Raw genomic sequence first — 25,776 nt, forward strand, 5'->3', positions numbered from 1 at the left:
ATGTCCTATGGAATGTAGGCATTCATAACAATAAAAGTGGTGAAAAGCACTGATGGTGGGAAAGACCCACCGGAAAGCGCGGCCCCGGAGGAGCGTGACGGGCACGCGCCCGAGGAGGTGACGGGCACGCGGTCCGGAGCGCTCCGGGCGCGGCCGTTAGGCTGCCGTCAGCTCAGCTCCCACGTCACGCGTGGGACACGGACAAGGAGGTCTGGATGGACGCCGAGCCGAGGATCCGCGTTGTCATCGCCAAGCCCGGCCTGGACGGGCACGACCGGGGTGTGAAGATCGTCGCGAGGGCGTTGCGGGACGCCGGGATGGAGGTCGTCTACACCGGCCTGCACCAGACGCCCGAGCAGATCGTGCGCACCGCGATCCAGGAGGACGCCGCGGCGATCGGTCTGTCCATCCTCTCCGGCGCGCACATGACGCTGTTCGCCAAGGTGATCGAGCTGCTCGCGGAGAGCGACGCGAGCGACATCGTCGTCTTCGGCGGCGGGATCATCCCGGAGGCGGACCTGCCCGAGCTGGAGCGGATGGGCGTGGCCCGGGTCTTCACGCCCGGGGCGACCACCCAGGAGATCGTCGAGTGGGTGCGGGGGGCGATCCCCGCGCGGGTCTGACCCCGCGGGACGCGGACGCTTCCCCGCCGCGTCCCGATATGATCCCCAGGACGTTCGCCACCCTCGCCTCATTGGCCTCGCCCGTAGCCGTTCGCGGACCCGGTGACCTGGTCATGCGCGCGGGGGGCTAGGCTTCATTGGCGCAAAACCGCCGGGCTCCCCTCACACCACGGAGCCGGCCCGCCGACATTTTCAGTACACCAGCCGGACAAGCAAGGACGGACCCTCGTGGACCTGTTCGAACATCAGGCGAAGGAGCTCTTCGCGGAGTACGGCATCCCGGTGCCGCGCGGCATCGTCGCGCACACCGTGGAGGAGGCGCGCGCGGCAGCCGAGCAGCTGACCGGCCGTGTCGTCGTCAAGGCACAGGTCAAGACCGGTGGTCGCGGCAAGGCGGGCGGCGTCAAGGTCGCCGACGACGCCGCCGACGCCGAGCAGAAGGCCACCCAGATCCTCGGCATGGACATCAAGGGCCACACGGTCCACAAGGTCCTGATCGAGGAGGCCAGCGCGATCGCGGAGGAGTACTACTTCTCCTTCCTGCTCGACCGCGCCAACCGCACCTTCATCGCCATCTGCTCCGCCGCCGGCGGCATGGACATCGAAGAGGTCGCGCACACCGCCCCCGAGAAGGTCGCGAAGGTCCCCGTGTCCCCGCTGGACGGCGTGACCCGCGACAAGGCCCGTGAGATCGCCGTGGCCGGCGGCCTGCCGGAGAAGGCGCTGGACGGCGCCGCCGAGATCATCGAGAAGCTCTGGGCCGTCTTCGTCGACGAGGACGCCTCCCTGGTCGAGGTCAACCCGATGATCCTGTCCGCCGACGGCCAGGTGAAGGCCCTCGACGGCAAGGTCACCCTCGACGACAACGCCGTCTTCCGCCAGGCCGAGCACGAGGCCTACGCGGACAAGGCGGCCGAGGACCCGCTGGAGGCCGCGGCCAAGGCCAAGGACCTCAACTACGTCAAGCTCGACGGCAGCGTCGGCATCATCGGCAACGGCGCCGGCCTGGTCATGTCGACCCTCGACGTCGTCGCCTACGCCGGCGAGGCGTTCCCCGGGCAGCCCAAGCCCGCCAACTTCCTCGACATCGGCGGCGGCGCCTCCGCCGAGGTCATGGCGGCCGGCCTGGAGATCATCCTCTCCGACCCGTCGGTGAAGTCGATCTTCGTGAACGTCTTCGGCGGCATCACCGCCTGCGACGCGGTCGCCAACGGAGTCGTCTCGGCCTTCCAGCTTCTGGAGAGCCGCGGCGAGACCGTCAGCCGCCCCCTGGTCGTCCGGCTGGACGGCAACAATGCCGAGCTCGGACGCAAGATCCTGGCCGACGCCGCCCTGTCCGGCGTCGAGCTGGTCGACACGATGGACGATGCGGCCAAGCGTGCCGCCGAGCTCGCAGCGGTAGGTGCGTAATGGCCATCTGGCTCAACGAGAACAGCAAGATCATCGTCCAGGGCATGACCGGCGGTGAGGGCACCAAGCACACCCGCCGCATGCTCGCCTCCGGCGCCAGGGTCGTCGGCGGCGTGAACGCCCGCAAGGCCGGCATCACCCACGAGGGCCTGCCCGTCTTCGGCACCGTCGCCGAGGCCATGCAGCAGACCGGCGCCGACGTGTCGGTCGTCTTCGTGCCGCCGGCGGCCACCAAGGCCGCGGTCAAGGAGGCCATCGACGCCGAGATCCCGCTCTGCGTGGTCATCACCGAGGGCGTCCCGGTCCACGACACCACCGAGTTCTGGGCCTACGCCGTCGCCAAGGGCAACAAGACCCGCATCATCGGCCCGAACTGCCCCGGCATCGCCTCGCCCGGCGCCTCCAACGCCGGCATCATCCCGGCCGACATCACCACCGCCGGCCGCATCGGCCTGGTCTCGAAGTCGGGCACGCTGACCTACCAGCTCATGTACGAGCTGCGTGACTTCGGCTTCTCCACCGCCGTCGGCATCGGCGGCGACCCGGTCATCGGCACCACGCACATCGATGCTCTCCAGGCGTTCCAGGACGACCCGGACACCGACGCGATCGTCATGATCGGTGAGATCGGCGGTGACGCCGAGGAGCGGGCCGCCGCCTACATCGAGCAGCACGTGACCAAGCCGGTCGTCGCCTACGTCGCGGGCTTCACCGCCCCCGAGGGCAAGACCATGGGTCACGCCGGTGCGATCGTGTCCGGCTCGGCCGGCACCGCGCAGGCGAAGAAGGAGGCTCTGGAGAAGGTCGGCGTCCGCGTCGGCAAGACCCCGAGCGAGACCGCCCGCCTGATGCGCGAGATCATGCAGAACCGTTAGCCGGCCCTCGGGCCGTACCGCGGCCCGGCCCGGCCGATCCGGTCCGGCCGATCCGGTCCGACGGTCCATCCGGCTCACCGGTGAGAGGCGCCCGCCGTCCGCGGGCGCCTCTCACCGTCTCCCGGCCCGCTCCGCCGTACGCCCGGCCCGCGCGCCGCCCGCCGTACGCCCGCGGTGCGCCTCTCCGCCGTCCCGCACGCCCCGCGGTCCCGATTCTCCGTACGGCCCGCCGTCCCGTTTTCGGTACGGCCCGCGACACGCGGGACGATGAGTCTCGTCCGCGCGGAAGATCCTGAGACCATCGGTTATCGTGACGGCCCTTCTAGATCAGCTCCGGACGGCTCCCCGCAACGTCCTCAGCCGCCTCCCCCTGCCCGGCGTCACGGGTGACGACGACGACGTCCGCCGCCCGCTTCCCGTCTCCGGGATGCTCGCCGCCGCGTGGACCCTGGGCGTGGGACTGGCGGTGCTCACCACGCTCACCCTGGTCGGCTGGATCGCCTCCCCCCGCGGCTCGCTCGGCCCGGGGCTGCCCGGGGTGTTCCGCGCCGCGGCGCAGCTCTGGCTGGCGGCCCACCACGCCGGGTTCGCGATCCCCGGGGGCTCGATCGGTCTGCTCCCGCTCGGCCTGACGGTCCTGCCGGCCTTCCTGCTGTACCGCGCCGGGATCTGGATGGCCCGCGACGCCGACCTGCGGCTGCGCCTGCCCGCCCGGTTGCCGAGGAACAGCCCCAAGGAGCAGGCCGACGCCCGCCGCCGGGCGCAGCTGGCCCTGATCGCACAGGCGGGCGTCTCGCTGGCCGCGCCGTACGCGCTGCTGGCCGGGATGATCGCGCTGGTCACCCGGAACGAGATCACCCAGCCCTATCTCGGCGACACCCTGGTAAGCCACCTGGTGCTGGCCTTCCTCGCGGGCTCGGCGGCCGTCGCCCGGACGATCGGGCCGTGGCGGTCGATGCTGCGCCTGCTGCCCGAGCGGGTGCGCTCGCTCGTGGTGAGCTCCGCCGCGGCGCTGGGGATCATGCTGGTCGCGGGCGCCGCCCTGGTGCTCGGCGCCGTCGCGGCCGGTTTCGACCAGGTCCAGAGGCTGTCGGAGGTCCTCGCCCCCGGGTTCGTCGGCGGACTGCTGCTCCTGCTGCTGCAGGGCCTCTACCTGCTCAACGCCGTCGTCTGGGGCATGGCCTACATCGCGGGACCGGGCTTCAGCCTCGGCGCCGGCACGCTGGTCGCGCCCACCGGCGTCCAGCTCGGCACGGTGCCGAGCCTGCCGATCCTGGGCGCGCTGCCCGAGGCGGGCCCCACCCCGGCGTGGGTGATGGCGGTGATCGCGCTGCCGTTCGCGGCGGGGACGGTGGCCGGCGTGCTGGGGGCGCGGATCGCCCCCTCGCCCTCCTACGAGGGCGCGCCGCTGTGGGGCTTCGTCTGCGGGGTGGTGACCGGCGCGGCGGCCGGGGCGCTGGCCGCGCTGTCCGGCGGCTCGCTCGGCGGGGCGCGCCTCTCCGCGGTCGGACCCGCGGGCTGGGAGGTGATGCTGTCGGTGACGCTGGAGGTGGGCGTCGCGGCCGGCATCTCGGCGGGCCTGACCAACTGGTGGCTGATCTTCCGGGGGCACAACGCGGCCGTGGTCCGGGCCGCCGCCAGGGTCGGCACGGCCACCGCACCGGTCCGCCGGGCCGGGACCAGGCTGTTCCGGGCGGCGGGGGCGGTCGCCGGCCGGGTCGGGCTGGCCGAGCCGGACGAGCACCGCGCGCTGCCCGGTCACTGGCTGGACGCCACCGAGTGCGACACCCAGCCGATCCCGGTGATCAGGGACGACTGGGAGGACGAGCACGCCTCGGCGGCGGACCCGCAGGAACCCGCGACGGCCCCGAAGGCTCCGAAGGCCCCGGAGGCCGGGAAACCGGCGGAGACCGGCCCCAGGGTGCCGCGCCCCGCGCCGCCGCGACCGCCCCGGCGCGACATCGTGGACGAGTCGGACGACCGGGGCGGCCACGTGATCTACGTGGACCCCTACGCCTGGGACCGCGACTGACGACGCCCCGCCCGGTCCGCCGGGGGCGGGCCGGGTCCCGGCCCGCCCGGGTGACCGTCGCCGGGTGCGGCGAAGCGGGAAGCCTCAGAGCTGCCGCGTGAACGCGCGGCACGGGCCGGCTCCCCGGCTCCCAGGCCGGGGAGCGCGTCAGCCCAGCTGGTCGCGGCGGCGTCTCAGGTAGGCGATCTCGGCGGTGTTGCCCGCGAGCCCGATGGCTTCGCCGTACGCCGCGTGCGCCTGCCGGCCGAGGCCCAGCCGGCGCAGCAGGTCGGCGCGGGTCGCGTGGTAGGCGTGGTAGCCGGCCAGCCTGTCCCCGAGCCGGTCGACGGCCGCCAGCGCCACCTCCGGGCCGTCGAGCTCGGCGACCGCGATGGCCCGGTTGAGCGCGACGATCGGCGAGGGATCCAGGTGGGCGAGCTGGTCGTAGAGGGCGACGACCTGCGACCAGTCGGTGTCGCGTACGTCGCGGGCGGAGGTGTGCACGGCGTTGATCGCCGCGAGGATCTGGTATCTGCCCGGGGCCTCCCCGGAGGCCAGGCGCTCGCGCACCAGCCGGTGGCCCTCGGCGATCAGCGCCGCGTCCCAGGACCCGCGGTCCTGCTCACCGAGGGCGACCAGCTCGCCGCCGCCCGAGACCCGGGCGGCGCGGCGGGCCTCGGTGAGGAGCATCAGGGCCAGCAGCCCGGTCGCCTCGCCGTCCTCGGGCATGAGGGCACGGACCAGGCGGGTGAGCCGGATCGCCTCGGCGGTCATGTCGTGACGCACGGGGTCGGTGCCGGGGCCGGTCGCCAGGTAGCCCTCGTTGAAGACGAGGAAGAGGACGGCGAGCACGCCGGCGACACGGCCCGGGAGATCCTCCGCGGACGGCACCCGGTAGGGGATGCGGGCGGCCTTGATCTTGGCCTTCGCGCGGGTGATCCGCTGTCCCATGGCGCTCTCCTGCACCAGGAAGGCGCGGGCGATCTCGGGCACGGTCAGACCGGCGACCATGCGCAGCGTCAGCGCCACGCGGCTCTCCATCGCCAGCGCCGGGTGACAGCAGGTGAAGATCAGCCGGAGTCGCTCGTCGCCGATGACGCCGGCAGGCTCGGGCGGGTCGTCGTCGTACAACAGCTGAGCCTCCTTATGCCTGTCGTCGCGCCTGTTCTCACGCCGGATCCGGTCGATGGCCTTGCGGACGGCGGTGGTGGTCAGCCAGGCGCCCGGATTGGGGGGCACGCCGTCGGCCGGCCACCGCTGGACGGCGGTCGCGAACGCCTCGGCCGTCGCCTCCTCGGCGATGTCGAGGTCACCGAAGCGCCTGGTCAGGGTGGCGACCACCCGCGCCCACTCCGTGTGGTGCGCCTGGGTGATCGCCGCCTGGACGTCGGTCCCGTTCACAGGAACGGCCGCACCTCGACCTTCCGGTTGCAGGCCCTCGAACCCTCGACGGCGAGCTTGAGCGCCACGTCGAGGTCCGCGGCCTCGATGATCCAGAAGCCGGCGAGATACTCCTTCGACTCCAGGAAGGGCCCGTCGGTGAGCATCGCCTCCCCGCCCCGGTTGTCGACCACGGTGGCCGCGACGGGCGCCCCGAGGCCGCCGGCGAAGACCCAGTGGCCCTCGGCCACCAGGCGGTCGTTGAACACGTCGATCGCCGCGTCCTCCTCCGGGGTGGAGAGGTCGTTCCTGTCGTGGATCACGGAAAGCAGGTATCGCATCTGCGGATCATCTCCTGTGGTCTTCTCGTCCCGGTGCGGTATCCGGCCCTGCGGCCGGCGTGTCACCGGGTCTGCGCGTACTGCGGACGCCCGCCGGGCCGGAAGACCTGGATCGTCACGCCCTTGGAGTCGACACGCGAGTCGACCAGGTCGAGCGCGATGTCGGGGCCCGCGTCGGGGAACAGCCGCGCTCCCTGGCCGAGGACCACGGGGACGGTGAGGAGGGTCAGCTCGTCGATCAGCCCCTTGCGGAGCAGCCAGCGGAACAGGGACCCGCTGCCGTGCACCTGCAGTTCACCGCCCGGCCTGGCCTTCAGCTCGCCGACGGCGGCGGCGAGGTCGCCGGAGAGGACGGTCGTGTCCGCCCACCGCGGGCCGGTGAGCCAGGTCGACGCGACGTACTTGGGCTTCTCGTTCAACGCCACGCCGATGGGGTGGGCGCGCCCTTCCTCGGTCGCCCCCCAGTAGCCGGCGAACAGCTCGTAGGTCCGCCGGCCGAACAGGAAGGCGTCGGCGCGCCGGTAGGTCTCGGCGATGAGCGCCCTGGTCTCGTCGTCGCCCGCCCCGAGGGCCCACCCGCCACGATCGAACCCGTCCGCGCGGTCCTCGCCCGTCACCCCGCCGTTCCCCTGCATCACTCCGTCGATGGTGACCTGCGTCATGGTCGTCAGCCTCATGGTCGTGGCTCCCTCTTCTGGGGGCGCGCCCCTCGCGGGCGGCCGTTCACCATCACCACGAACGCCTCCGCCCGGATCCGACACCGCATCCCGGAATTCCTTCGGAGAATTTCCGGCGGGACCCGGCCGGGGATCGCGTACGTCTCCGCCGGGCGGGCCCGGGAGCGGCCGGGTCGTGCCCACGGACGTGGCGTACGGGTCCGTCCGGCCGGACGGAGACGGCGTCGTGGATCGGCGGACCGGTGGGACGGCGCGCGGCCCGCCGGACGACCCGCGAGGCCGTACCGGCGGGACCGGCGGCGGGGTCAGGGGGCGATCGGCAGGTGGAGCTCGCCGGGCCGGACGAACGGGAGCTTCTTCTCCATCGCCCGCTCCAGGCGCTGCTGGCACTCGTCCTGCGCGGCGACGGTGCCCGCGCCCGTGCGGCAGTCGGTGTAGGCGGCCAGCTCGTCGCGGAAGTAGAACTGCGTGGCCGCCAGCGCCATCGCCAGCACCAGCGCCAGGGCCGACACGACCACCGCGACCACGCCGGAGCCCGTGGGCCTGGTCGCCGACCGGAGGGTCCGGATCGCGCGGACCGAGACCACGAGGGCGATGGCCGACATGACGATTCCCGCGGGGGGGAGCAGAACCGTCAGGACCGCCGCGGCGACCGCGAGCCAGAGCGCCCGCCGTCCCGCCCCCTCCTCAGGACGCGTCTTGACCGGTGTCGTCACCTGACCTCCTTGTGTAGCGGTTGCGGACAGGCAGATACCCTTGCAGCGGCGTGAATCCCCGTCCGAATGGAGTTTGTCGGTGTCATCCCAGGCCGTTCGGCTCGTGGTTCTCGTGTCCGGTTCTGGAACCAACCTACAGTCCCTTCTGGACGCCGCGGCCGATCCGGCGTACGGTGCCGAAATCGTCGCGGTGGGAGCCGACCGCGACGGGATCGAGGGTCTGGCCCGCGCGGAGCGGGCGGGCGTCCCGGTCTTCGTCGAGAGACTGGCCGACCACCCCGCGCGCGACGACTGGGACCGCGCCCTCGCCGCCCGGATCGCCGCGCACCGTCCGGACCTCGTGGTCTGCGCGGGGTTCATGAAGATCCTCGGCGCGCCGACGATCTCCGCCTTCCCCGTGCTCAACACCCACCCCGCCCTGCTGCCGGCCTTCCCGGGCGCGCACGGCGTCCGCGACGCCCTGGCGTACGGCGTGCGGGTCACCGGCTGCACCGTGATGCTCGCCGACGCCGGCGTCGACACCGGGCCGATCATCGCCCAGGAGGCCGTGCCCGTGCTGGACGGCGACGACGAGGCGGCCCTGCACGAGCGCATCAAGACCGTCGAGCGCGGCCTGCTCGTCGGCGTCGTCGGCCGGATGGCCCGCGAGGGCTGGACCGTCACCGGCAGGACCTTTCGCTTCGGACGCTCCGGCCGGTGAGCCGGGCGCGCCGTTGGAGGACGACCCGGCACATGAGCCGGGCGCCCCGGACATGACCGGAACCGATCAGGAGGACCAGGAAGTGAGCCGCATCGCCATCCGGCGCGCGTTGATCGCCGTGTACGACAAGAGCGGGCTGGAGGAGCTGGCCCGGGGCCTCGACGCCGCGGGGGTGGAGATCGTCTCCACCGGCGGCACCGCCGCGAGGATCGCCTCGTTCGGCGTTCCCGTCACCCCGGTCGAGACGCTGACCGGCTTCCCCGAGTGCCTCGACGGCCGCGTCAAGACCCTCCACCCGCGCGTGCACGCGGGCCTGCTGGCAGACGGCGGCAACCCGGCGCACGTCAAGCAGCTGGAGGAGCTGGAGATCGAGCCGTTCCAGCTGGTGGTGGTCAACCTCTACCCCTTCCAGGAGACGGTGGCCTCCGGCGCGTCCGACGCCGAGTGCGTGGAGCAGATCGACATCGGCGGCCCCGCGATGATCCGCGCCGCGGCCAAGAACCACGGCACCGTCGCGGTCGTGGTCGATCCCGACGCCTACGGTGACGTGCTCGCAGCGGTGGCCGAGGGGGGCTTCACCGTGACCGAGCGCCGCCGCCTCGCCGCGGCGGCCTACGCCCACACGGCCTCCTACGACACCGCGGTCGCCTCCTGGTTCTCCGGCGTCTACGCGGCGGAGGAGGGCGCCTGGCCGCGCTACCTGGGCGCCGCCTGGAAGCTTCGGACGCCGCTGCGCTACGGCGAGAACCCGCACCAGGGCGCGGCCCTCTACTCCGGCGAGCGGGACGGCCTGGCCAATGCCGAGCAGCTGCACGGCAAGGAGATGTCCTACAACAACTACCTCGACGCCGACGCCGCCTGGCGGGCCGCCTGGGACTTCGCCGAGCCCGCCGTGGCGATCATCAAGCACCAGAACCCCTGCGGCATCGCGGTCGGCGCCGACGTCGCCGAGGCGCACCGCAGGGCCAACGCCTGCGACCCGGTCTCCGCCTTCGGCGGCGTGATCGCGGTCAACGGCGAGGTCACCGAGGAGCTGGCCGGGCAGATCGCCGAGGTGTTCACCGAGGTCGTGGTCGCGCCGTCGTTCAGCGCCGGGGCGCTGGAGACGCTCACCCGCAAGAAGAACATCCGGCTGCTCACCTGCCCGAAGGGACCGGGCAACCGTACGGAGTTCCGGCGGATCGACGGCGGCCTGCTGGTGCAGACCGCCGACCGGGTGGACGCCTCCGGCGACGACCCCTCCGCCTGGGAGCTGAAGGCCGGTCCCGCGGCCTCCCCGGAGGTCCTCGCCGATCTGGCCTTCGCCTGGAAGGCGTGCCGCGCGGTGAAGTCCAACGCGATCCTGCTCGCCTCCGGCGGCGCCAGCGTCGGTGTGGGCATGGGCCAGGTCAACCGGGTGGACTCGGCGCGGCTCGCCGTCACCCGGGCCGGCGACCGGGCCCGCGGCTCGGTGGCGGCCTCCGACGCGTTCTTCCCGTTCGCGGACGGCCTGGAGGTGCTCACCGGGGCCGGGGTGCGGGCGGTCGTGGAGCCCGGCGGGTCGGTCAGGGACGACGAGGTGATCGCCGCGGCCGAGGCCGCCGGGATCACCCTCTACTTCACCGGGACCCGGCACTTCTTCCACTGACGCCTCCGCCCGCCGTACGGCCCGCGCCCGAGGGCCGTGCGGCGGGCGCACAAGTGCTCATGCGGTGCTCACGGGGCACTTCGGCGGTGTCCCCGGCGGGCGTCGCGTCTGGGACGGCCGTGTACGGGAGACAATGAAGTGGCCAACAGGACAGAAATCTTTGGCCAAAACATGTTTAGGGCGCGGATAGTGTGAAGCGATTCGTGTCGTCTGCGCGTGGAGATCGCTCATGTCGCTGCTTGCCGTCGTCCTGAACGCTTTTGTGATCATGAGCGGACTCTGGCAGAGCCCCTGGCTCCTGCTGATCGTCGCCGTCGGCGCCGCCTACCTGGGGGCGAAGATCGTGGAGATCATTCCCTTCACCCGCCGGATCATCGAGCGCCGGGAGCGCGCGGCCGACGACCTCACCTGAGGCGGGAGCGCGCGGCCCGCGGTCCCATGGCGGGAGCGGGCCGTGGGCGGCCCCGTGGAAGGATGGGGCCCATGAGCGCGCGGATTATGGACGGCAAGGCCACGGCGGCGAAGATCAAGGCGGACCTCGCGCGGCGGGTGGCCGCGCTGCGGGAGCGGGGCGTCGTCCCCGGTCTCGGCACGGTCCTCGTCGGCGACGACCCGGGCAGCCAGATCTACGTCGCGGGCAAACACCGCGACTGCGCCGAGGTCGGCATCGCCTCCATCCGCCGGGATCTCCCGGCGACCGCCGCGCAGGCCGAGGTCGAGGCCGTCGTCGACGAGCTCAACGCCTCCCCCGAGTGCACCGGTTACATCGTCCAGCTCCCGCTGCCGCGCCACCTCGACACCATGGCGTTGATCGAGCGGATGGACCCGGCGAAGGACGCCGACGGCCTGCACCCGATCAACCTCGGCCGGCTGGTCCACACGGTGGACGCGCCGCTGCCGTGCACCCCGCACGGCATCGTCCTGCTCCTGCAGGAGTACGGCGTGCCGACCAAGGGCGCCGAGGTCGTGGTGGTCGGCCGCGGAATCACCGTGGGCCGCTCGCTCGGCCTGCTGCTGACCCGCCGTACGGAGAACGCCACCGTCACCCTCTGCCACACCGGCACCCAGGATCTGGCGGCGCACACCCGGCGCGCCGACATCGTCGTCGCCGCGGCGGGCGTACCGCACCTGATCACCGCCGACATGGTCAAGCCCGGCGCCGCCGTGCTCGACGTCGGCGTCTCCCGCGTCGAGGGGAGGATCGCCGGTGACGTCGACCCCGGCGTCGCCGACGTCGCGGGCTTCCTCACCCCCAACCCCGGCGGGGTGGGGCCGATGACCCGGGCCCTGCTGCTCAGCAACGTGGTCGAGGCGGCCGAGAAGCAGGCCGCCGCGGGCTGAGCCGGATCGCCCCGGGCCGGGCTCAGGACGCCCGGCGCCCGCCGGACGTGCCCGCCGCCTGCGTCTCCGCCGCACCGCCCGAGCGCTGGGGCGGCACCACGGGGGTGGGCCTGACCAGCCCCAGGGCGACGACCTCGTTGGCCAGCCTGGTGCGCCGGTTGGTCCCCTCCGGGATGCGGAACTTCTGGTAGAGACGCAGGAGGTGCTGCTTGACCGCCGCCTCCGTCACCACCAGGTCGTCGGCGATCTCCCGCGCGGTGGCCGGCGCGACGAACGCCTCGTCGGAGAGCGCCGGGCGGCACAGCGACGTCAGCACGTCGACCTCCCGCCTGGTCAGCTCCGGTGCCGCGGCCCTGCGGAGCTCGACCTCCGGGACGAAGTCCTCACGCGGGACCCCGCCGATCCGGCCCCGCGCGGCGCCGAACGAGACGACGTCACCGTCGTCCAGGACCCTCCGGGCGATCGGCCTGCCGTTCACCCGCGTGCCGTTGCGGGACAGGCCCAGATCAACGACGTACAGGTAGGGTCCGCGCCGGACGAATTCCGCGTGCAGCCGAGAAACACTCGGATCGGTGAGCCGGATGTCGACTCCCCGGCCACGACCGATGGTCGTGATCTCGGGGCGCAACGGGACCACCTCGCCTGTGTCCTCGATGCGTATGAACGGCCCCTCCACGGCAGTTCCTCCCCAGGTAGCCCGCCGTAACTATTCCTACAGCGTCGGCTTACCCAGACGAGGTGATGGGGAATCTCCTTTGCCAGAAGGAGAATCGGTTCTGAAATTAGTTTTACCCGGCGGGGAGGGTTTCCCCTGCTCACAGGTAGACTCCGTACAAGATAAGCGGAGGAAACACTTATGGCGGACAAGCCCACCAAAGGCCTCGCCGATGTCGTGGCCGCCTCCACGGCGATCAGTGACATCGACGGTCAGGCCGGTCGCCTCTTCTACCGGGGCTACGACATCCACGACCTGGCCGGCCGGGCCACCTTCGAAGAGACCGCCCATCTGCTGCAGTACGGCGGGCTCCCCGACGCCGGGGGGCTCGCGGCCTACGGGGCGGAGCTCGCCGGAGGGCGGGACCTGGGCGAGCTGGCCGAGTCGTGCCTCCCGCGGGTCGCCGGGAGCCAGTCGCCGATGGAGGCGCTGCGCACGCTGGTCTCGCTGACCGGCGCGGACGACCCCGACAAGGACTCCAACGCCGCCGAGGCCGACCTGCGCAAGGCGGCCCGGCTGACCGCCCGGCAGCCGGTGCTGGTGGCCCGCTACCACGCGGCGAGGACGGGCGCCGACCTCCCCGGGCCCGACCCCGAGCTCGGGATCGCGGCCGGCTTCCTGCTGCAGATCACCGGCCGCGTCCCCGACCGGCGCGCGGTGGAGATCTTCGACGCCTGCCTGGTGCTGCACGCCGACCACACGATGAACGCCTCGACGTTCGCCGCCCGCGTCTGCGCCGCGACCCTGTCGGACATGCACTCGGCCGTCGTCGCGGCCATCGGCACCCTCAAGGGCCCGCTGCACGGCGGCGCCAACGAGCAGGTCATGCGCACCCTCCAGGCCATGGACCCGTCCGGGGTCGCGCGGGCCGTACGGGAGAAGCTGGCCGCGGGCGAGAAGATCATGGGATTCGGGCACCGGGTTTACAAGACCGAGGACCCCCGCGCCACGCACCTGCGCCGGATGTCGCGGGAACTGGCGGAGGCCTCCGGCGACGACACCCTCCACCGCATGTCGAAGGAGATGGAGGAGGTCGTCTTCGAGACGAAGGGCCTCTACCCCAACGTCGATTTCTACGCCGCGACCGTCTACCACTACCTTGGCATACCGACCGACCTGTTCACCCCGGTCTTCTCGATCAGCCGCATGTCGGGATGGACGGCGCACGTCATCGAGCAGCACTCCGACAACCGCCTCATCCGCCCCGACAGCGAGTACATCGGCGAGCGCGACCGGAAGTGGAAGCCGATAGGCGAGCGATGAGCCGGACGGACGTGACGAAGAACGAACCGGCCGCCCCCGGACGGGGCCGCGGCCACGGGGGCGAGCGATGAGCCGAAGCAGACCGCGGCAGGAGCGATGGGGGGCCTACCCGCTCGTCCTGCTGGGCGCCGTCCTGGCCGTGGCGTCCACGGCCGTGGTCGGCGACCCCCGGTGGGGCGGGTTCGCACTCGGCATGATCATGGTGCTGGCCGCCCTCATCCGGCTCTCGGGCGGTGGCGGCATCCTGGCCGTACGCCGCAGGGCGACCGACGCCCTGACCCTCGCCGTCTTCGGCGCCGCCCTGATGGGCGGCGCCGTCGCACTCGCCTGGACGGAGCTCACCTCGCGATGAGCACGAAAGCGGCGATGCCGGAGCGACGGGCGGAGCGCGGGACGTTCCCGCCCGTCCGATAGCCTCAACGGCCAGTGAGCCTCAAAAGGACTTCTGGCCCGTGATCAGTTCAGAAGGGGAACCACACGCATGCCCAAGATCAAGGTAGAGGGTCCCGTCGTCGAGCTTGACGGCGACGAGATGACCCGGATCATCTGGCAGTTCATCAAGGACCAGTTGATCCTTCCCTACCTCGACGTCGACCTTAAGTACTACGACCTCGGGATCGAGCACCGCGACGCCACCGACGACCAGGTGACGATCGACGCGGCGAACGCGATCAAGCAGTACGGCGTCGGCGTCAAGTGCGCCACCATCACGCCGGACGAGGCCCGGGTCGAGGAGTTCGGCCTGAAGAAGATGTGGAAGTCCCCGAACGGGACCATCCGCAACATCCTCGGCGGCGTCATCTTCCGCGAGCCCATCATCATGTCCAACGTGCCGAGGCTCGTCCCCGGCTGGACCAAGCCGATCGTCGTCGGCCGTCACGCGTTCGGCGACCAGTACCGCGCCACCGACCTGAAGATCCCGGGCGAGGGCACGCTGACCCTCACCTACACGCCGAAGGACGGCTCGGCGCCGATCGAGCTGGACGTCTACGACTTCCCCGGTCCCGGCGTCGCGATGGCGATGTACAACCTGGACGAGTCGATCCGCGACTTCGCCCGCGCCTCCATGCGGTACGGCCTGACCCGCAACTACCCGGTCTACCTGTCGACGAAGAACACCATCATGAAGGCCTACGACGGCCGCTTCAAGGACATCTTCGCCGAGGTCTTCGAGAGCGAGTTCAAGGCCGACTTCGAGGCCGCCGGCCTGACCTACGAGCACCGCCTGATCGACGACATGGTCGCGTCGGCGCTCAAGTGGGAGGGCGGCTACGTCTGGGCCTGCAAGAACTACGACGGCGACGTCCAGTCCGACACCGTCGCGCAGGGCTTCGGCTCGCTGGGCCTGATGACGTCGGTGCTGATGACCCCCGACGGCCGCACCGTCGAGGCCGAGGCGGCCCACGGCACCGTGACCCGCCACTACCGCCAGCACCAGCAGGGCAAGCCCACCTCCACGAACCCGATCGCCTCGATCTTCGCGTGGACCCGGGGCCTGGCCCACCGCGGCAAGCTCGACAACACCCCCGCGGTCATCGAGTTCGCCGAGAAGCTGGAGCAGGTCTGCGTCGAGACCGTCGAGGGCGGCCAGATGACCAAGGACCTCGCCCTCCTCGTCGGCGGCGACGCCCAGTGGCTGACCACCCAGGACTTCCTGGCGGCCCTGGACGAGAACCTCAAGAAGAAGATGGCCGTCTGAAGCCGTCCGAAGGACCCGCGTGACCCGTCCCGGTCCCTTCCCGAACGCGGAGGGGCGCGGAACGACACGGAGAGGGCCGTCCCCGCGGGGGCGGCCCTTCTCGCGTCTCCCGGGTCCGTCCGCGGCTTCCGGCCCTTCTCGCGTACCCCCGGCCCTTCTCGCGTTTCCAGGCCCGTGTGGAGGGGCTCAGGGGGCCGTCAGGGCGCCGAACACGATGGGCTCCCCGTCGGGGAGGCCCTCCACCGGCCGGGCCTGACCGGTGACGGTGTCCACCCGGTAGAAGGCCGTCCGGCCGCCGTCCTTCTCCTTCAGCCTGACGACGACCTCCCGGGTGCCCAGCCAGCCGACGACCCCGGGCTCGGACGGACGCTTCGCGACGGGCAGCGGAAGGCGCCTGACCACCTGCCGCGACCCGGCGTCGATGATGTGCAGGTCCCCGGCGCCCTTGACCGCCGCCGAGTGCCGGCCGTCGGGGGAGTCGCACCAGGCGCGGTAGTTCTGCCGGAGCCACCCGGCGGTCTGGACGGAGGCCGCCCGACGCCCGTCCGGCCGGGACGTGGTCCTCCCGGTCGCGAAGTCGGTCCGCAGCCGCCGCCCGCCCAGCTCCACGGTGAACCGGCGGCCGTCCGCCGAGACGCTCACCCGGGTGCCCGCCGCGACCTCGGAGGGAGCCAGCACCGGGGACAGATACCGCCTGACCCCGGTCCGCAGGTCATGGGCGACGTACCTGCGCTCGGCGGCACTGAGGTAGGCCACGCGGTGACCGTCCGGGCTCACGGCCGGCTCCACCCGCAGGCCCTTCTCGCCGCCTCCCGCCAGTCGCTGCGCCGCGTCCCCGACGCGCAGCGTGGACTCGCAGCGGCCGGGCCGCGCGCACGAGGCGGACGCGAGCGTCGAGCGGTCGGCGTCGCCGGACAGCCTGAGCGTCCAGCCGGCGCAGGTGACCTCGCCCGCGCCGCCCGCCGGCACGGCGTCGCCGGGGCACTTCGCGGGGACGGCGTAGCGGATCGCGAGGGGCGTGCGCGGCGGCTTCCACGGCTCCGGGCCCGGCTGCGGGGTGGCGGGGGCCGCCCGCATGGTGCGCGGAGTGGGCGTGGCCGCCGCGCTCTGTCCGGTCTCCGGGACGGGACGGTCGCGCAGCGAGGAGGTCCACGCCATCCCCGGCGGCAGCAGGACGAAGGCGGCGATCATGCAGAGCGGGACCAGGACCGCGGCCGCGGCCAGGAGGACGCCGCGGTTGCGGCGGCGCCGCAGGGTGCGCAGGGCCCGCGTGCTGAGGTCGGGGACCGACGCCTCACTCGCCTGCGTGGCCAGCCGCTTGGTGAGGCGCGGCACGTCACCCTTGGTCAGGGTGTCCACCGCCTCGTCGAGCTCCTTCTCCACGGTCTCCACGGGCAGGCCGAGGAGGTCCGCCATCTCGGCGTGGGAGCGGCCGTCGTGCAGGCAGGCGACGACCAGGACGCGCTGCCGGGGCGGGAGCCGTACCAGGGCGGTGTTGCCCGCCGCGCTCGGCTTGCGGAGGAAGCGGCGGTAGAGGGTGACGTGGGCGTGCGTGGCGGGGTTCTCCCACGGCGTGGGCGGCCAGGCCAGGCCCACGGTGCGGAAGGACCACAGGGCCAGGCGGATGGCCTGCTCGTGACTGCCGGTCAGGAGGAGTGCCGTGCCGACCAGGGAACGCTGGGCACGCTCGACGAAGTCACGATAACCGATATATCGGCGCATGGGGTTTTCTGCTCCGGCCTTGCCTGAGGGGACGGTCAACGGTAGCGATCTAAGCGGTTTCTGCGCCATCTCGGGGCGATATGGCGATCAACGGACGAGTGGTCATGCCCACACCCCCGTCCGGAACCCGCTGGGGGGCGGGACGGCGGGGCCCGTGAGGAGAGGGACGGCGGGGCCCGTGAGGGGCGGGACGGCGGGGTCCGCGCCGGGAAGACGGCGGGGTCCGCGCCCGGCGGGACGGCGGGAAGTCAAGGTCACTTCGGGAGAGGCCCGGGACACCGTAAAGTTCAGCGGGTCGGGCATTCACGAAATCATGGGGACGGCATGCCGGAGATCGCGCCACTGGAGGCCTGGGAGCCTCGACGGCTCGGTCGGTTCCGTGTCGTCGGCCGCGTCGGCGAGGGCGGCCAGGGGATCGTCTACCTCGGCGAGAGCGAGTCGGGGGAACGGGCGGCGATCAAGCTCCTGCACGTGAAGTTCTCCGGCGACGCGATCGCGCGGTCCCGGTTCGCCCGGGAGGCGCGCGCCGCGCGGCGGGTCTCCTCGTTCTGCACGGCCGCCGTGATCGAGGTCGACGTCGAGGGCGACACCCCCTACATCGCGAGCGAGTACATCGAGGGCAGGTCGCTGCGGGAGACCGTGGAGAACGACGGCCCGCTGCGCGGCACCGCGCTGCAGCGGCTGGCGGTCGGGACGGCCACCGCGCTCACCGCGATCCACCAGGCGTCGATCGTGCACCGCGACTTCAAGCCGGACAACGTGCTGCTGGCCGCCGACGGGCCGCGCGTGGTCGACTTCGGCATCGCCCGCATCCTCGACTCCACCGGCACGATCACCAGCCGGGCCATCGGCACCCCCGCCTACATGGCGCCCGAGCAGATCTCCGGCGACGACGTCGGCCCGCACAGCGACGTGTTCTCCTGGGGGGCGACGATCGCGTTCGCCGCGACCGGCGAGACGGCCTTCGCCGGGAAGTCGCTCGCCATGGTGCTCAACCGCATCCTGAACCACGAGGTGGACGTCACCGCCATGCCGGAGCCGCTGCGCGGGGTGGTCCGCTCGGCGCTGGCCAAGTCGCCGTCCGAGCGCCCCTCGGCGGACCAGATCCTGCTGCGTCTTCTCGGCCGCCCGGAGTCCGCGGACGTCTCCCCGGCCCTGCTCAGCAGCGGCGTACGGGCCGCCGACCCGGTCTCCGGCCCGATCCCGGTCCCGGTCCCGGTCCCGGGCACGGGGACCGGTCCGTCCCCCGCCACGGGCACGGACGGCGGCCCGGCCTCCGGCTCGCCCGGCGGCCCGGCCTCCGGACCGGGTACGGCGAGCGGCCCGGGTACGGCGAGCGGCCCGGCCTCCGGCTCCGATCCCGCCCCGGCGCACGGCACCGCCTCCGGGCCGGGCACGGCCTCGGGGGCGGGTACGGCCTCCGGGCCGGGCTCCGGCCCGGGTTCCGGCTCCGACGAGTCCACCAGGCCCATGCGGATGCCCACGCCGGGGGTCACCCCCATACCGTCCGCCGTGCCCAGGGGGTCCACGTCCGTGCCGCCGGGCCGGCGGGCCACCCTCCCGTCCGGCCCCGCCACGGGCCCGTCCTCCGCGCCCGGCCCCGGTCCCACCGGCCCCGCCACGGGCCCGTCTCCCGAGTCCGGCCCGGGGCTCGCCGGTCCCGGCCGCGGCGCCGTACCGGTCCCGGGCCCGAGTTCTGGACCCGGGACCGGCCCCGGCCCCGGTCCCGGGATCAGTCCCGGTTCAGGCTCCGGCCTCGGCGCCCGTCCCGGAGCCGGTGCCGCGGTTCCGGGCTCCGGAGGGCCGGGGCGGCCGTCCGGGCGGCGCAGAGTCGTCGTCGCCGTCCTCGTCCTGGTCGTCCTGCTGGGCGGCGGCGCGGTCGCCGCGACCGCCGCGGGCTGGCGTCCCTGGGCCGCCCTCTGGACCGGGCACTCGCCCTCGTCGTCCCCGTCGCCGGCGAAGTTCGCCTCGGTGGCCGACAAGGCGGCCCGGACCCACAGGCTCTCCGTGGGGCTGCGCGACTACCTGCCGGGCATCGCGCTGAACAGCGGCGGCAGGTGGAGCGGTTTCGAGGTGGACCTCGCCGTCGAGATCGCCAGGGCGCTCGGGGTGCCCCGGGAGAACATCGCGTTCCGGGCCACGAGCCGGCAGGAACGGCCGGCCCTGCTGGCCTCCGGCGACCTCGACCTCGTCATCTCGACCTACCCGATCACCCCGGGTGCCGGCGTCACGTTCGCCGGGCCCTACTACGTCGCCCACACGGACGTCCTGGTCAAGGACTCATCCCCGATCACCTCCGCGGCCGGTCTGGAGGACGGGCGGCTGTGCGGGCCCGACGGCGCCGCGGCCGACCGGGTGCGGAAGGAGGCGGGCCGGCTCACGGTCGTCCCCGCCCAGAACTACACCGAGTGCGTGAACATGCTCGCCGCCGGAAAGGTCGACGGGATCGCGGGCGACGACCTGATACTGGCCGGGTTCGCCGCCCGGGAGAGCGTCCGCTACCGGGTGCTCGGCCTGCGGCTCACCGACGAGCGCTACGCCGTGGCCCTCCGCAAGGGCGACGAGCGCACCTGCGAGGCCGTACGGGGAGTGGTCGCCGACCTGTACGGCAACGGCACGATCCGCAAGCTGCTGGACCGGCACCTCTCCCGGGTGAGGTTCCCCACCCGGGAGCACCGCGTCCCCGCCATGGCCGACTGCCGCTGATCCCCGTCCGGGCCGTTCCCCGGCGGGTCGTCCACCGGCCGGGAACCGTATCCGGACGGGTGCCTCAGGGCCGGGAACACCCGACGGGTAACATCCGAGCGTCACAGTTCATCCTCGAGTGGGGGAAGGTCATGGCCCAGACTCCCGTAAAGGTCACCGTCACCGGCGCCGCCGGTCAGATCGGCTACGCGCTGCTTTTCCGCATCGCGTCGGGCCAGTTGCTGGGCGCAGACGTCCCGGTGAAGCTGAGCCTGCTGGAGATCCCGCAGGCGGTCAAGGCAGCCGAGGGCACCGCTATGGAGCTCGACGACTGCGCGTTCCCGCTGCTGAGCGGCATCGAGATCACCGACGACCCGAACGTCGCGTTCGACGGCGCCAACGTCGCGCTGCTGGTCGGCGCCATGCCGCGCAAGGCGGGCATGGAGCGCGGCGACCTGCTGGAGGCCAACGGCGGCATCTTCGGCCCGCAGGGCAAGGCGATCAACGACCACGCCGCCGGCGACATCCGGGTGCTGGTGGTGGGCAACCCGGCCAACACCAACGCGCTCATCGCCCAGCAGCACGCCCCGGACGTCCCGGCGGAGCGCTTCACCGCGATGACCCGCCTCGACCACAACCGCGCGCTGTCGCAGCTCGCCGCCAAGCTCGGGGTCCCGGTCGCCGACATCAAGAAGATGACCATCTGGGGCAACCACTCCGCCACCCAGTACCCCGACCTGTTCCACACCGAGGTCGGCGGCAAGATCGCCGCCGAGCAGGTGGACGAGTCGTGGCTGCGTGACACGTTCATCCCGACCGTCGCCAAGCGCGGTGCGGCGATCATCGAGGCCCGGGGCGCCTCCTCCGCCGCCTCGGCCGCCAACGCGGCGATCGACCACGTGTACGACTGGGTCAACGGCACCGAGTGGACCTCCGCCGCGATCGTCTCCGACGGCTCGTACGGCGTGCCCGAGGGCCTCATCTCCTCCTTCCCGGTCGCCTCGCGCGGCGGCCGGTGGGAGATCATCCAGGGCCTGGAGATCGACGCCTTCTCCCGCGAGCGCATCGACGCCTCGGTGCGCGAGCTGGAGGAGGAGCGCGACGCAGTCCGCAAGCTCGGCCTCATCTGAGAGCCGCGCGACCGCCTCGCCGGGTGAGTGCCCGGCGAAACCCGTGAAGGGGGCCCCGGTCATCCGGGGTCCCTTCCGCGTTCCCGGGCCTTTCCGGCGTTCCCGGTCTCCCCGATGCCTTGGGTCTTCCCGTGGCCGCGGCGGCACGGCGGTTCCGTGCCGGATCAGGCCCGTGACGTGCCGAAATCCGTTCCAGCGGCGTGTCATTCCCACGGGATGAGGGCACACCGGCGTTAAATGATCATTGATGTTCGGGGGATCGGTGGTCATGGCGCGTGGTACAGCGGGGGTCGTCGCGGGATTCGTCGGTCTTGCCCTGCTGGGGACGTGGGGAATGGCGCCGTCGCTGTCCCGTCAGGAGCCGTCCCGCCAGGAGGGGAAGACGATCGGGGCGGACCTGTCCGTCCGGCTGGTGTCGTCGCCCAAGCCGGCGCAGCCCGGCCAGATCCTGGTCTACCGGGCCGAGGTGCGCAACAACGGCCCCGAGGACGCGGTGCTGCCCCTGCTGACCGTGCGCCTGCCCCGGGGGGTGGACGTCCTGCGCGTCGACGTGGCCGAGTGCCGGCCCGGGATCACGGCCCGGGAGGTGGTCTGCCCCTCCCAGCGCGACGTCCTGGTCGGCGAGACCGGCGGCGTGACCGTCAGCGGACTGGTCCGGCCCGGCGCCGGCGGCCCGCTGACGGCCACCGCGATGCTCTCCTCGGAGGTCGTGGACGCCAACGAGGCCGACAACGTCGCCCGGGCGGTCACCCCGGTGGACGAGGGGGCCGACCTCGCGGTGCGGTTGTCGGGTGAGCGGCGGGCCGGGCGGCGGGTCGCCGTGGGAGCCGTGGTCCGCAACCTGGGGCCCGGGACGGTCCGCGACGCCACGGTCTTCTTCGACACCGGCGCGGCCCGCCTGCTGTCGGTGCGGGGCGCGCGCTGCCACCCCTCCGAGGGGCACGTCGGCTGCCGGCTGGGCGCGGTCGGCTCGGGCGGCCGGGTGGGGCTGAGGCTCGCCCTGCGCGCCGCCGGGCACGCGTCGCGGGCCAGGGCGACGGTCTACTCGCCGCACGTGGGCGACCGCCGTCCCGGCAACAACATCGCCCGCATCGACCTCCGCTAGGTCCCGTGCCGGGGAGCGCCGGACGGCCCGCGGCGCCGGCCGCCCGCCGGACGCGCACCGCCCGCCGGACGCTCGCCGCTCACCGTCCGTGCGCCGCCCGCCGCACGGGGCCGACGTCCGTACGGCGGGCGCGCCCGGCCCGCCGTACGGATCGCTCCGCGAGGCCGGAGGCCGCCCGCCGTACGGGGGCGTCAGCGGGGCAGGGCGGCCCAGGCGTCGGCGACGATCTCGCGGAGGGTGGTGCGCTCCGGCTTCCAGCCCAGTTCGTGCCGGATCCTCGCGGAGGAGGCGACCAGCACCGCGGGGTCCCCGGCCCGGCGCTCGCGGACGACCGCCGGGATCGCGTGCCCGGTGACCTCGCGGCAGACCTCGACGACCTCCCGCACCGAGAAGCCGGAGCCGCTGCCCAGGTTGTAGACCTTGTGCTCGCCCGGCGCGCAGGCGTCCAGCGCCAGCAGGTGCGCCCGCGCGAGGTCGGCCACGTGGATGTAGTCGCGCACGCATGTCCCGTCGGCGGTGGGGTAGTCCGTGCCGAACACGTCGACCGACTCGCGTCCGCCGAGCGCGACGGCGAGAACGTTAGGGATCAGGTGGGTCTCCACGGTGTGCCGCTCGCGGTAGGAGCGACCGTCGCGGGCGGTGTGGGCGCCGCCCACGTTGAAGTAACGCAGGCTGACCGCGGCCAGGCCGTACATCCGGGCGAACGCGGTCAGCGCGGTGTCCACCGCGAGCTTGGAGGCGCCGTAGGGGTTCGTGGGCCGGGTCGGGTCGCCCTCCTCGATCGGGGAGCGCTCGGGCTCGCCGTACACGGCGGCGGTGGAGGAGAAGACGATCCGGCCGACCCCGGCGGTGCGCATCGCGTCCAGCAGGGCCAGGGTGCCGCCGAGGTTGTGGTTCCAGTAGAGGGCGGGCTCGCGCACCGACTCGCCCACCAGGGACCTGGCCGCGAAGTGCAGCACGCCGTCCATTCCCGCCAGCGCGTCCGCCGCGTCGGTGATCGAACCCTCGACGAAGCGCGCGCCCGCGGGCACCGCGTCGGCGTGACCCGTGGAGAGGTCGTCGAGAACGGTGACCTGGTGGCCCGCCTCGACGAGCTGAGCCGCCACGACGCTCCCGATGTACCCGGCCCCCCCGGTGACCAGCAGCTTCACAGACCCTCCTGTTTGGTGGTGTTTACACTTGTTTACTTTTGTACACCTGATGCCAGCATATGCTGGCACATCAAATATCGGGCACAGTCGGAACGGGCGACGGCCATGACGGAGACGTACTCGTGAACGGCGTCGTGGCGAACATCGCCCTGGTGCTGCTCTTCATACTGATCGGCGGCTTCTTCGCGGCCGCCGAGATGGCCATGGTCTCCCTCCGGGAGAGCCAGGTGCGCAGGCTCGACTCCCAGGGGCGCAGGGGGGCGCGGGCGGCGAAACTGGCCCGCGACCCCAACCGCTTCCTGTCGGCCGTGCAGATCGGCGTGACCGTGGCGACCATGCTGTCGGCGGCCTTCGGCGCCGACACCCTCGCCCGGGACCTGGTCCCGGCCGTGGCCGGCTGGGGGGTGCCCTCGACCCTCGCCGCCCCGCTGTCCCTGGTGCTGGTCACGCTCGCCATCTCCTACGTCTCCCTGGTGCTGGGCGAGCTCGCGCCCAAACGGATCGCCCTGCAGCGCGCCGAGGGCATCTCTCTGCTGGTCGCGCCGTTCCTGGACCGGATGGCCGCGCTGTCGCGGCCGGTCATCTGGGCGCTGTCGAAGTCCAGCGACGGCGTGGTCAAGCTGCTCGGCGGCAACCCCGAGGAGGACCGGGAGGCGATCACCACCGAGGAACTGCGCGACATGGTGGTCGGCCACCAGGAGCTCACCGCCGACGAGCGCCACCTGATCGCGGAGGTCTTCGCCGCCGGGAAGCGGCAGCTCCGCGAGGTGATGCTGCCCCGCACCGAGGTGGAGTTCATGTCGGCCGACACCCGGCTGGCCGAGGCCGCCGTCCTGGCCGCCGCCATGCCGCACTCCCGCTTCCCCGTCTACCGCGACTCCTACGACGACGTCGTGGGGTTCGTGCACATCCGCGACCTGCTCGACCCGGTGCTGACCGGGTCGATCGAGCCGATCAGCGAGCTGGTGCCGATCCGCCCGGTCAAGCTGGTGCCCACCACCAAGCGGCTGATGGCCACCCTGTCGGAGATGCGCCGCGAGGGCCACCACCTGGCCATCGTGGTCGACGAGTACGGCGGGACCGCCGGCATCGTCACGATGGAGGACCTGGTCGAGGAGCTCATCGGCGACATCCGCGACGAGCACGACCTGGAGGACAAGCCGGTCGTGCTGCCTGCCGGGGAGGTCGAGCTGGACGGCCTGGCCAACCTCGACGTGGTGGCCTCCGAGACCGGGATCCGCCTGCCGGACGGCCCCTACGAGACCCTCGGCGGGTTCGTCATGGCGACCCTGGGCCACCTGCCGGCGATGGGGGAGCGGGTGGAGATCCCCGGGTTCGAGCTGTCGGTCACCGGCATGGACGGCCGCAGGGTCTCGCGGGTCCGCGTCAAGCGCCGCCTCGTGCCCGCGGAGCCGTCGGACCCCGCCGACCCGATGGAGCCCGGGGAACCGGCGGGGGCCGCCGGGCGGGCGGGGGCCGCGGAGGCACCGACCACTCCTGACAGCTGACAGAATTGCATGCCATGGCCAGTCCTCGTGTCCTGTCCGGTATCCAGCCCACCGCCGACTCCTTCCACCTGGGCAACTACCTGGGTGCGGTGCGGCAGTACGTCGCCATGCAGGAGGGCTACGACGCCTTCTACTGCGTCGTCGACCTGCACGCGATCACGGTGGAGCACCAGCCGGAGGTCCTGCGCAGGCGCTCCCGCGTCGCCGCCGCCCAGCTCTTCGCCGCCGGCCTGGACCCCGAGCGCTCGACCGTCTTCGTCCAGAGCCACGTCCGCGAGCACACCGAGCTGGCCTGGGTGCTGATCTGCCTCACCGGCATGGGCGAGGCCGCCCGGATGACCCAGTTCAAGGACAAGTCGGCCCGGCACGGCGAGAGCTCGGCAGGGGTCGGCCTGTTCACCTACCCGATCCTGCAGGCCGCCGACATCCTGCTCTACCAGGCCGACCAGGTCCCGGTCGGGGCCGACCAGAAGCAGCACCTGGAGCTCACCCGCGACCTCGCGCAGCGCTTCAACCACCGCTTCGGCGAGACGTTCACGATGCCCGCGGCGCACATCGTCAAGGGCGTCGAGAAGATCACGGACCTCCAGGACCCCACGGCCAAGATGTCCAAGTCGTCCTCCTCGCCCGCCGGCATCCTCGACCTGCTGGAGCAGCCCTCCGCGCTCCGCAAGAAGATCATGCGGGCGGTCACCGACACCGGCTCGGAGGTCGTCGCCGACGAGGAGAACAAGCCCGGCGTCACCAACCTGCTGCGGATCCAGTCCGCGCTGACCGGCACGCCGATCCCCGAACTGGAGGCCCGGTACGCCGGGCAGGGCTACGGCACATTCAAGAAGGACGTCGCCGAGGCCGTCGCGGAGACCTTCACGCCGATCCGGGAGCGGACCGAGAAGCTGCTCGCCGACGAGGCCGAGCTCGACCGGATGCTCGCCGCCGGCGCCGCGCGCGCCCGCGCGGTGGCCGCCGAGACGATGGCGAGGGTCCGCGACCGCGTCGGCTTCCTGCCCACACCCTGACCCGCCCGTCCTCCGGCCTCCCGGACCCCGGCCTTCCCGCACCCGGCCGCCGTACGGCGTGCGTCCCACGCGCTGCAC

General features: G+C 72.8%; 23 protein-coding genes. 16 read left to right on the forward strand and 7 right to left on the reverse strand.

The window, feature by feature from the left end:
• Nucleotides 1–215: 215 nt before the first annotated feature.
• The 4 genes from ACFYSC_RS07960 to ACFYSC_RS07975 all read left to right on the forward strand — a co-directional run bounded on the left by ACFYSC_RS07960 (nucleotide 216) and on the right by ACFYSC_RS07975 (nucleotide 4,940).
• Nucleotides 216–623, forward strand: coding sequence for a cobalamin B12-binding domain-containing protein (locus ACFYSC_RS07960; RefSeq protein WP_362945156.1), 408 nt, complete (start codon nucleotides 216–218; stop codon nucleotides 621–623).
• 228 nt (nucleotides 624–851) lie between these two features.
• Entirely contained in the window at nucleotides 852–2,033 is a 1,182-nt protein-coding gene (gene sucC / locus ACFYSC_RS07965; RefSeq protein ID WP_362945158.1) for an ADP-forming succinate--CoA ligase subunit beta, read from the forward strand.
• The gene (gene sucD, locus ACFYSC_RS07970; protein WP_362945160.1) at nucleotides 2,033–2,908 is read left to right on the forward strand and encodes a succinate--CoA ligase subunit alpha; all 876 of its coding nucleotides are present in this window, start codon (nucleotides 2,033–2,035) and stop codon (nucleotides 2,906–2,908) included. The genes sucC and sucD overlap by 1 nt, the downstream gene beginning before the upstream one ends.
• A 310-nt stretch (nucleotides 2,909–3,218) precedes the next feature.
• Nucleotides 3,219–4,940, forward strand: a complete 1,722-nt coding sequence (locus ACFYSC_RS07975) for a DUF6350 family protein (RefSeq protein ID WP_389958254.1) — start codon at nucleotides 3,219–3,221, stop codon at nucleotides 4,938–4,940.
• A 147-nt stretch (nucleotides 4,941–5,087) separates the two neighbouring features.
• On the opposite strand, the gene ACFYSC_RS07980 is transcribed toward ACFYSC_RS07975, so the two are convergent.
• The 4 genes from ACFYSC_RS07980 to ACFYSC_RS07995 all read right to left on the reverse strand — a co-directional run bounded on the left by ACFYSC_RS07980 (nucleotide 5,088) and on the right by ACFYSC_RS07995 (nucleotide 8,033).
• Nucleotides 5,088–6,320 (reverse strand): RNA polymerase sigma factor, encoded by a 1,233-nt coding sequence (locus ACFYSC_RS07980; RefSeq protein ID WP_389958257.1) that lies wholly within the window; start codon nucleotides 6,318–6,320, stop codon nucleotides 5,088–5,090.
• The gene (locus ACFYSC_RS07985; RefSeq protein WP_389958260.1) at nucleotides 6,317–6,640 is read right to left on the reverse strand and encodes a YciI family protein; all 324 of its coding nucleotides are present in this window, start codon (nucleotides 6,638–6,640) and stop codon (nucleotides 6,317–6,319) included. Before ACFYSC_RS07985 ends, ACFYSC_RS07980 begins: the two co-directional genes overlap by 4 nt.
• Before the next feature lie 62 nt (nucleotides 6,641–6,702).
• A complete protein-coding gene (locus tag ACFYSC_RS07990; protein WP_389958263.1) occupies nucleotides 6,703–7,317 on the reverse strand; it encodes a dihydrofolate reductase family protein in 615 nt (204 codons plus the stop codon).
• Nucleotides 7,318–7,622: 305 nt separating this feature from the next.
• Complete coding sequence (locus ACFYSC_RS07995) at nucleotides 7,623–8,033, reverse strand: hypothetical protein (protein WP_389958266.1); 411 nt, start codon at nucleotides 8,031–8,033, stop codon at nucleotides 7,623–7,625.
• Between the two features lie 79 nt (nucleotides 8,034–8,112).
• Here ACFYSC_RS07995 and purN point away from each other — a divergent pair, with 79 nt between their 5' ends.
• From purN to ACFYSC_RS08015, 4 genes are all read left to right on the forward strand, one after another.
• Nucleotides 8,113–8,733, forward strand: a complete 621-nt coding sequence (gene purN / locus ACFYSC_RS08000; protein WP_389958269.1) for a phosphoribosylglycinamide formyltransferase — start codon at nucleotides 8,113–8,115, stop codon at nucleotides 8,731–8,733.
• 82 nt (nucleotides 8,734–8,815) lie between these two features.
• Nucleotides 8,816–10,360 (forward strand): bifunctional phosphoribosylaminoimidazolecarboxamide formyltransferase/IMP cyclohydrolase, encoded by a 1,545-nt coding sequence (gene purH, locus ACFYSC_RS08005; protein ID WP_389958272.1) that lies wholly within the window; start codon nucleotides 8,816–8,818, stop codon nucleotides 10,358–10,360.
• A 229-nt stretch (nucleotides 10,361–10,589) separates the two neighbouring features.
• Nucleotides 10,590–10,772, forward strand: a complete 183-nt coding sequence (locus ACFYSC_RS08010) for a hypothetical protein (RefSeq protein ID WP_389958274.1) — start codon at nucleotides 10,590–10,592, stop codon at nucleotides 10,770–10,772.
• A gap of 71 nt (nucleotides 10,773–10,843) precedes the next feature.
• Complete coding sequence (locus tag ACFYSC_RS08015) at nucleotides 10,844–11,701, forward strand: bifunctional methylenetetrahydrofolate dehydrogenase/methenyltetrahydrofolate cyclohydrolase (RefSeq protein ID WP_389958276.1); 858 nt, start codon at nucleotides 10,844–10,846, stop codon at nucleotides 11,699–11,701.
• A 22-nt stretch (nucleotides 11,702–11,723) separates the two neighbouring features.
• Here the strand turns inward: ACFYSC_RS08015 and ACFYSC_RS08020 are convergent, their stop codons facing one another.
• On the reverse strand, nucleotides 11,724–12,377 hold the full coding sequence (locus tag ACFYSC_RS08020; protein WP_362945181.1) for an FHA domain-containing protein: 654 nt from the start codon (nucleotides 12,375–12,377) through the stop codon (nucleotides 11,724–11,726).
• 180 nt (nucleotides 12,378–12,557) lie between these two features.
• Here ACFYSC_RS08020 and ACFYSC_RS08025 point away from each other — a divergent pair, with 180 nt between their 5' ends.
• The 3 genes from ACFYSC_RS08025 (at nucleotide 12,558) to ACFYSC_RS08035 (ending at nucleotide 15,378) form a co-directional block, all read left to right on the forward strand.
• Nucleotides 12,558–13,679 (forward strand): citrate/2-methylcitrate synthase, encoded by a 1,122-nt coding sequence (locus tag ACFYSC_RS08025; protein WP_389958280.1) that lies wholly within the window; start codon nucleotides 12,558–12,560, stop codon nucleotides 13,677–13,679.
• 67 nt (nucleotides 13,680–13,746) lie between these two features.
• On the forward strand, nucleotides 13,747–14,031 hold the full coding sequence (locus tag ACFYSC_RS08030) for a DUF3017 domain-containing protein (RefSeq protein WP_389958283.1): 285 nt from the start codon (nucleotides 13,747–13,749) through the stop codon (nucleotides 14,029–14,031).
• A 129-nt stretch (nucleotides 14,032–14,160) separates the two neighbouring features.
• Nucleotides 14,161–15,378 carry an NADP-dependent isocitrate dehydrogenase gene (locus ACFYSC_RS08035; protein ID WP_389958286.1) on the forward strand — a complete coding sequence of 406 codons (1,218 nt, stop codon included), beginning with the start codon at nucleotides 14,161–14,163 and terminating at the stop codon, nucleotides 15,376–15,378.
• A 186-nt stretch (nucleotides 15,379–15,564) separates the two neighbouring features.
• On the opposite strand, the gene ACFYSC_RS08040 is transcribed toward ACFYSC_RS08035, so the two are convergent.
• On the reverse strand, nucleotides 15,565–17,100 hold the full coding sequence (locus ACFYSC_RS08040; protein WP_389958289.1) for a sigma factor-like helix-turn-helix DNA-binding protein: 1,536 nt from the start codon (nucleotides 17,098–17,100) through the stop codon (nucleotides 15,565–15,567).
• A gap of 324 nt (nucleotides 17,101–17,424) precedes the next feature.
• Between ACFYSC_RS08040 and ACFYSC_RS08045 the strand changes: the two genes are divergently transcribed.
• From ACFYSC_RS08045 to ACFYSC_RS08055, 3 genes are all read left to right on the forward strand, one after another.
• Nucleotides 17,425–19,806 carry a protein kinase gene (locus ACFYSC_RS08045; RefSeq protein WP_389958292.1) on the forward strand — a complete coding sequence of 794 codons (2,382 nt, stop codon included), beginning with the start codon at nucleotides 17,425–17,427 and terminating at the stop codon, nucleotides 19,804–19,806.
• Between the two features lie 131 nt (nucleotides 19,807–19,937).
• A complete protein-coding gene (locus tag ACFYSC_RS08050; RefSeq protein WP_362945193.1) occupies nucleotides 19,938–20,915 on the forward strand; it encodes a malate dehydrogenase in 978 nt (325 codons plus the stop codon).
• 268 nt (nucleotides 20,916–21,183) lie between these two features.
• A complete protein-coding gene (locus tag ACFYSC_RS08055; protein ID WP_389958295.1) occupies nucleotides 21,184–22,020 on the forward strand; it encodes a hypothetical protein in 837 nt (278 codons plus the stop codon).
• 191 nt (nucleotides 22,021–22,211) lie between these two features.
• Here ACFYSC_RS08055 and galE read toward each other — a convergent pair whose 3' ends face one another.
• Nucleotides 22,212–23,171 carry a UDP-glucose 4-epimerase GalE gene (gene galE / locus ACFYSC_RS08060; protein WP_389958297.1) on the reverse strand — a complete coding sequence of 320 codons (960 nt, stop codon included), beginning with the start codon at nucleotides 23,169–23,171 and terminating at the stop codon, nucleotides 22,212–22,214.
• Between the two features lie 122 nt (nucleotides 23,172–23,293).
• Between galE and ACFYSC_RS08065 the strand changes: the two genes are divergently transcribed.
• Nucleotides 23,294–24,679 (forward strand): hemolysin family protein, encoded by a 1,386-nt coding sequence (locus ACFYSC_RS08065; RefSeq protein WP_389958300.1) that lies wholly within the window; start codon nucleotides 23,294–23,296, stop codon nucleotides 24,677–24,679.
• A 14-nt stretch (nucleotides 24,680–24,693) separates the two neighbouring features.
• On the forward strand, nucleotides 24,694–25,698 hold the full coding sequence (gene trpS / locus ACFYSC_RS08070; RefSeq protein WP_389958303.1) for a tryptophan--tRNA ligase: 1,005 nt from the start codon (nucleotides 24,694–24,696) through the stop codon (nucleotides 25,696–25,698).
• Nucleotides 25,699–25,776 lie beyond the last annotated feature (78 nt).

The sequence above is a fragment of the Streptosporangium sp. NPDC004379 genome (assembly GCF_042873875.1).
Lineage (GTDB): Bacteria > Actinomycetota > Actinomycetes > Streptosporangiales > Streptosporangiaceae > Streptosporangium.

Coding starts and splice junctions, on each gene's coding strand:
- ACFYSC_RS07960 (WP_362945156.1), top strand. CDS start 216: ATGGACGCCGAGCCGAGGATCCGCGTTGTCATCGCCAAGCCCGGCCTG.
- sucD (WP_362945160.1), top strand. CDS start 2,033: ATGGCCATCTGGCTCAACGAGAACAGCAAGATCATCGTCCAGGGCATG.
- ACFYSC_RS07985 (WP_389958260.1), bottom strand. CDS start 6,640: ATGCGATACCTGCTTTCCGTGATCCACGACAGGAACGACCTCTCCACC.
- ACFYSC_RS07990 (WP_389958263.1), bottom strand. CDS start 7,317: ATGAGGCTGACGACCATGACGCAGGTCACCATCGACGGAGTGATGCAG.
- ACFYSC_RS08010 (WP_389958274.1), top strand. CDS start 10,590: ATGTCGCTGCTTGCCGTCGTCCTGAACGCTTTTGTGATCATGAGCGGA.
- ACFYSC_RS08015 (WP_389958276.1), top strand. CDS start 10,844: ATGAGCGCGCGGATTATGGACGGCAAGGCCACGGCGGCGAAGATCAAG.
- ACFYSC_RS08025 (WP_389958280.1), top strand. CDS start 12,558: ATGGCGGACAAGCCCACCAAAGGCCTCGCCGATGTCGTGGCCGCCTCC.
- ACFYSC_RS08030 (WP_389958283.1), top strand. CDS start 13,747: ATGAGCCGAAGCAGACCGCGGCAGGAGCGATGGGGGGCCTACCCGCTC.
- ACFYSC_RS08035 (WP_389958286.1), top strand. CDS start 14,161: ATGCCCAAGATCAAGGTAGAGGGTCCCGTCGTCGAGCTTGACGGCGAC.
- ACFYSC_RS08040 (WP_389958289.1), bottom strand. CDS start 17,100: ATGCGCCGATATATCGGTTATCGTGACTTCGTCGAGCGTGCCCAGCGT.
- ACFYSC_RS08045 (WP_389958292.1), top strand. CDS start 17,425: ATGCCGGAGATCGCGCCACTGGAGGCCTGGGAGCCTCGACGGCTCGGT.
- ACFYSC_RS08050 (WP_362945193.1), top strand. CDS start 19,938: ATGGCCCAGACTCCCGTAAAGGTCACCGTCACCGGCGCCGCCGGTCAG.
- ACFYSC_RS08055 (WP_389958295.1), top strand. CDS start 21,184: ATGGCGCGTGGTACAGCGGGGGTCGTCGCGGGATTCGTCGGTCTTGCC.
- trpS (WP_389958303.1), top strand. CDS start 24,694: ATGGCCAGTCCTCGTGTCCTGTCCGGTATCCAGCCCACCGCCGACTCC.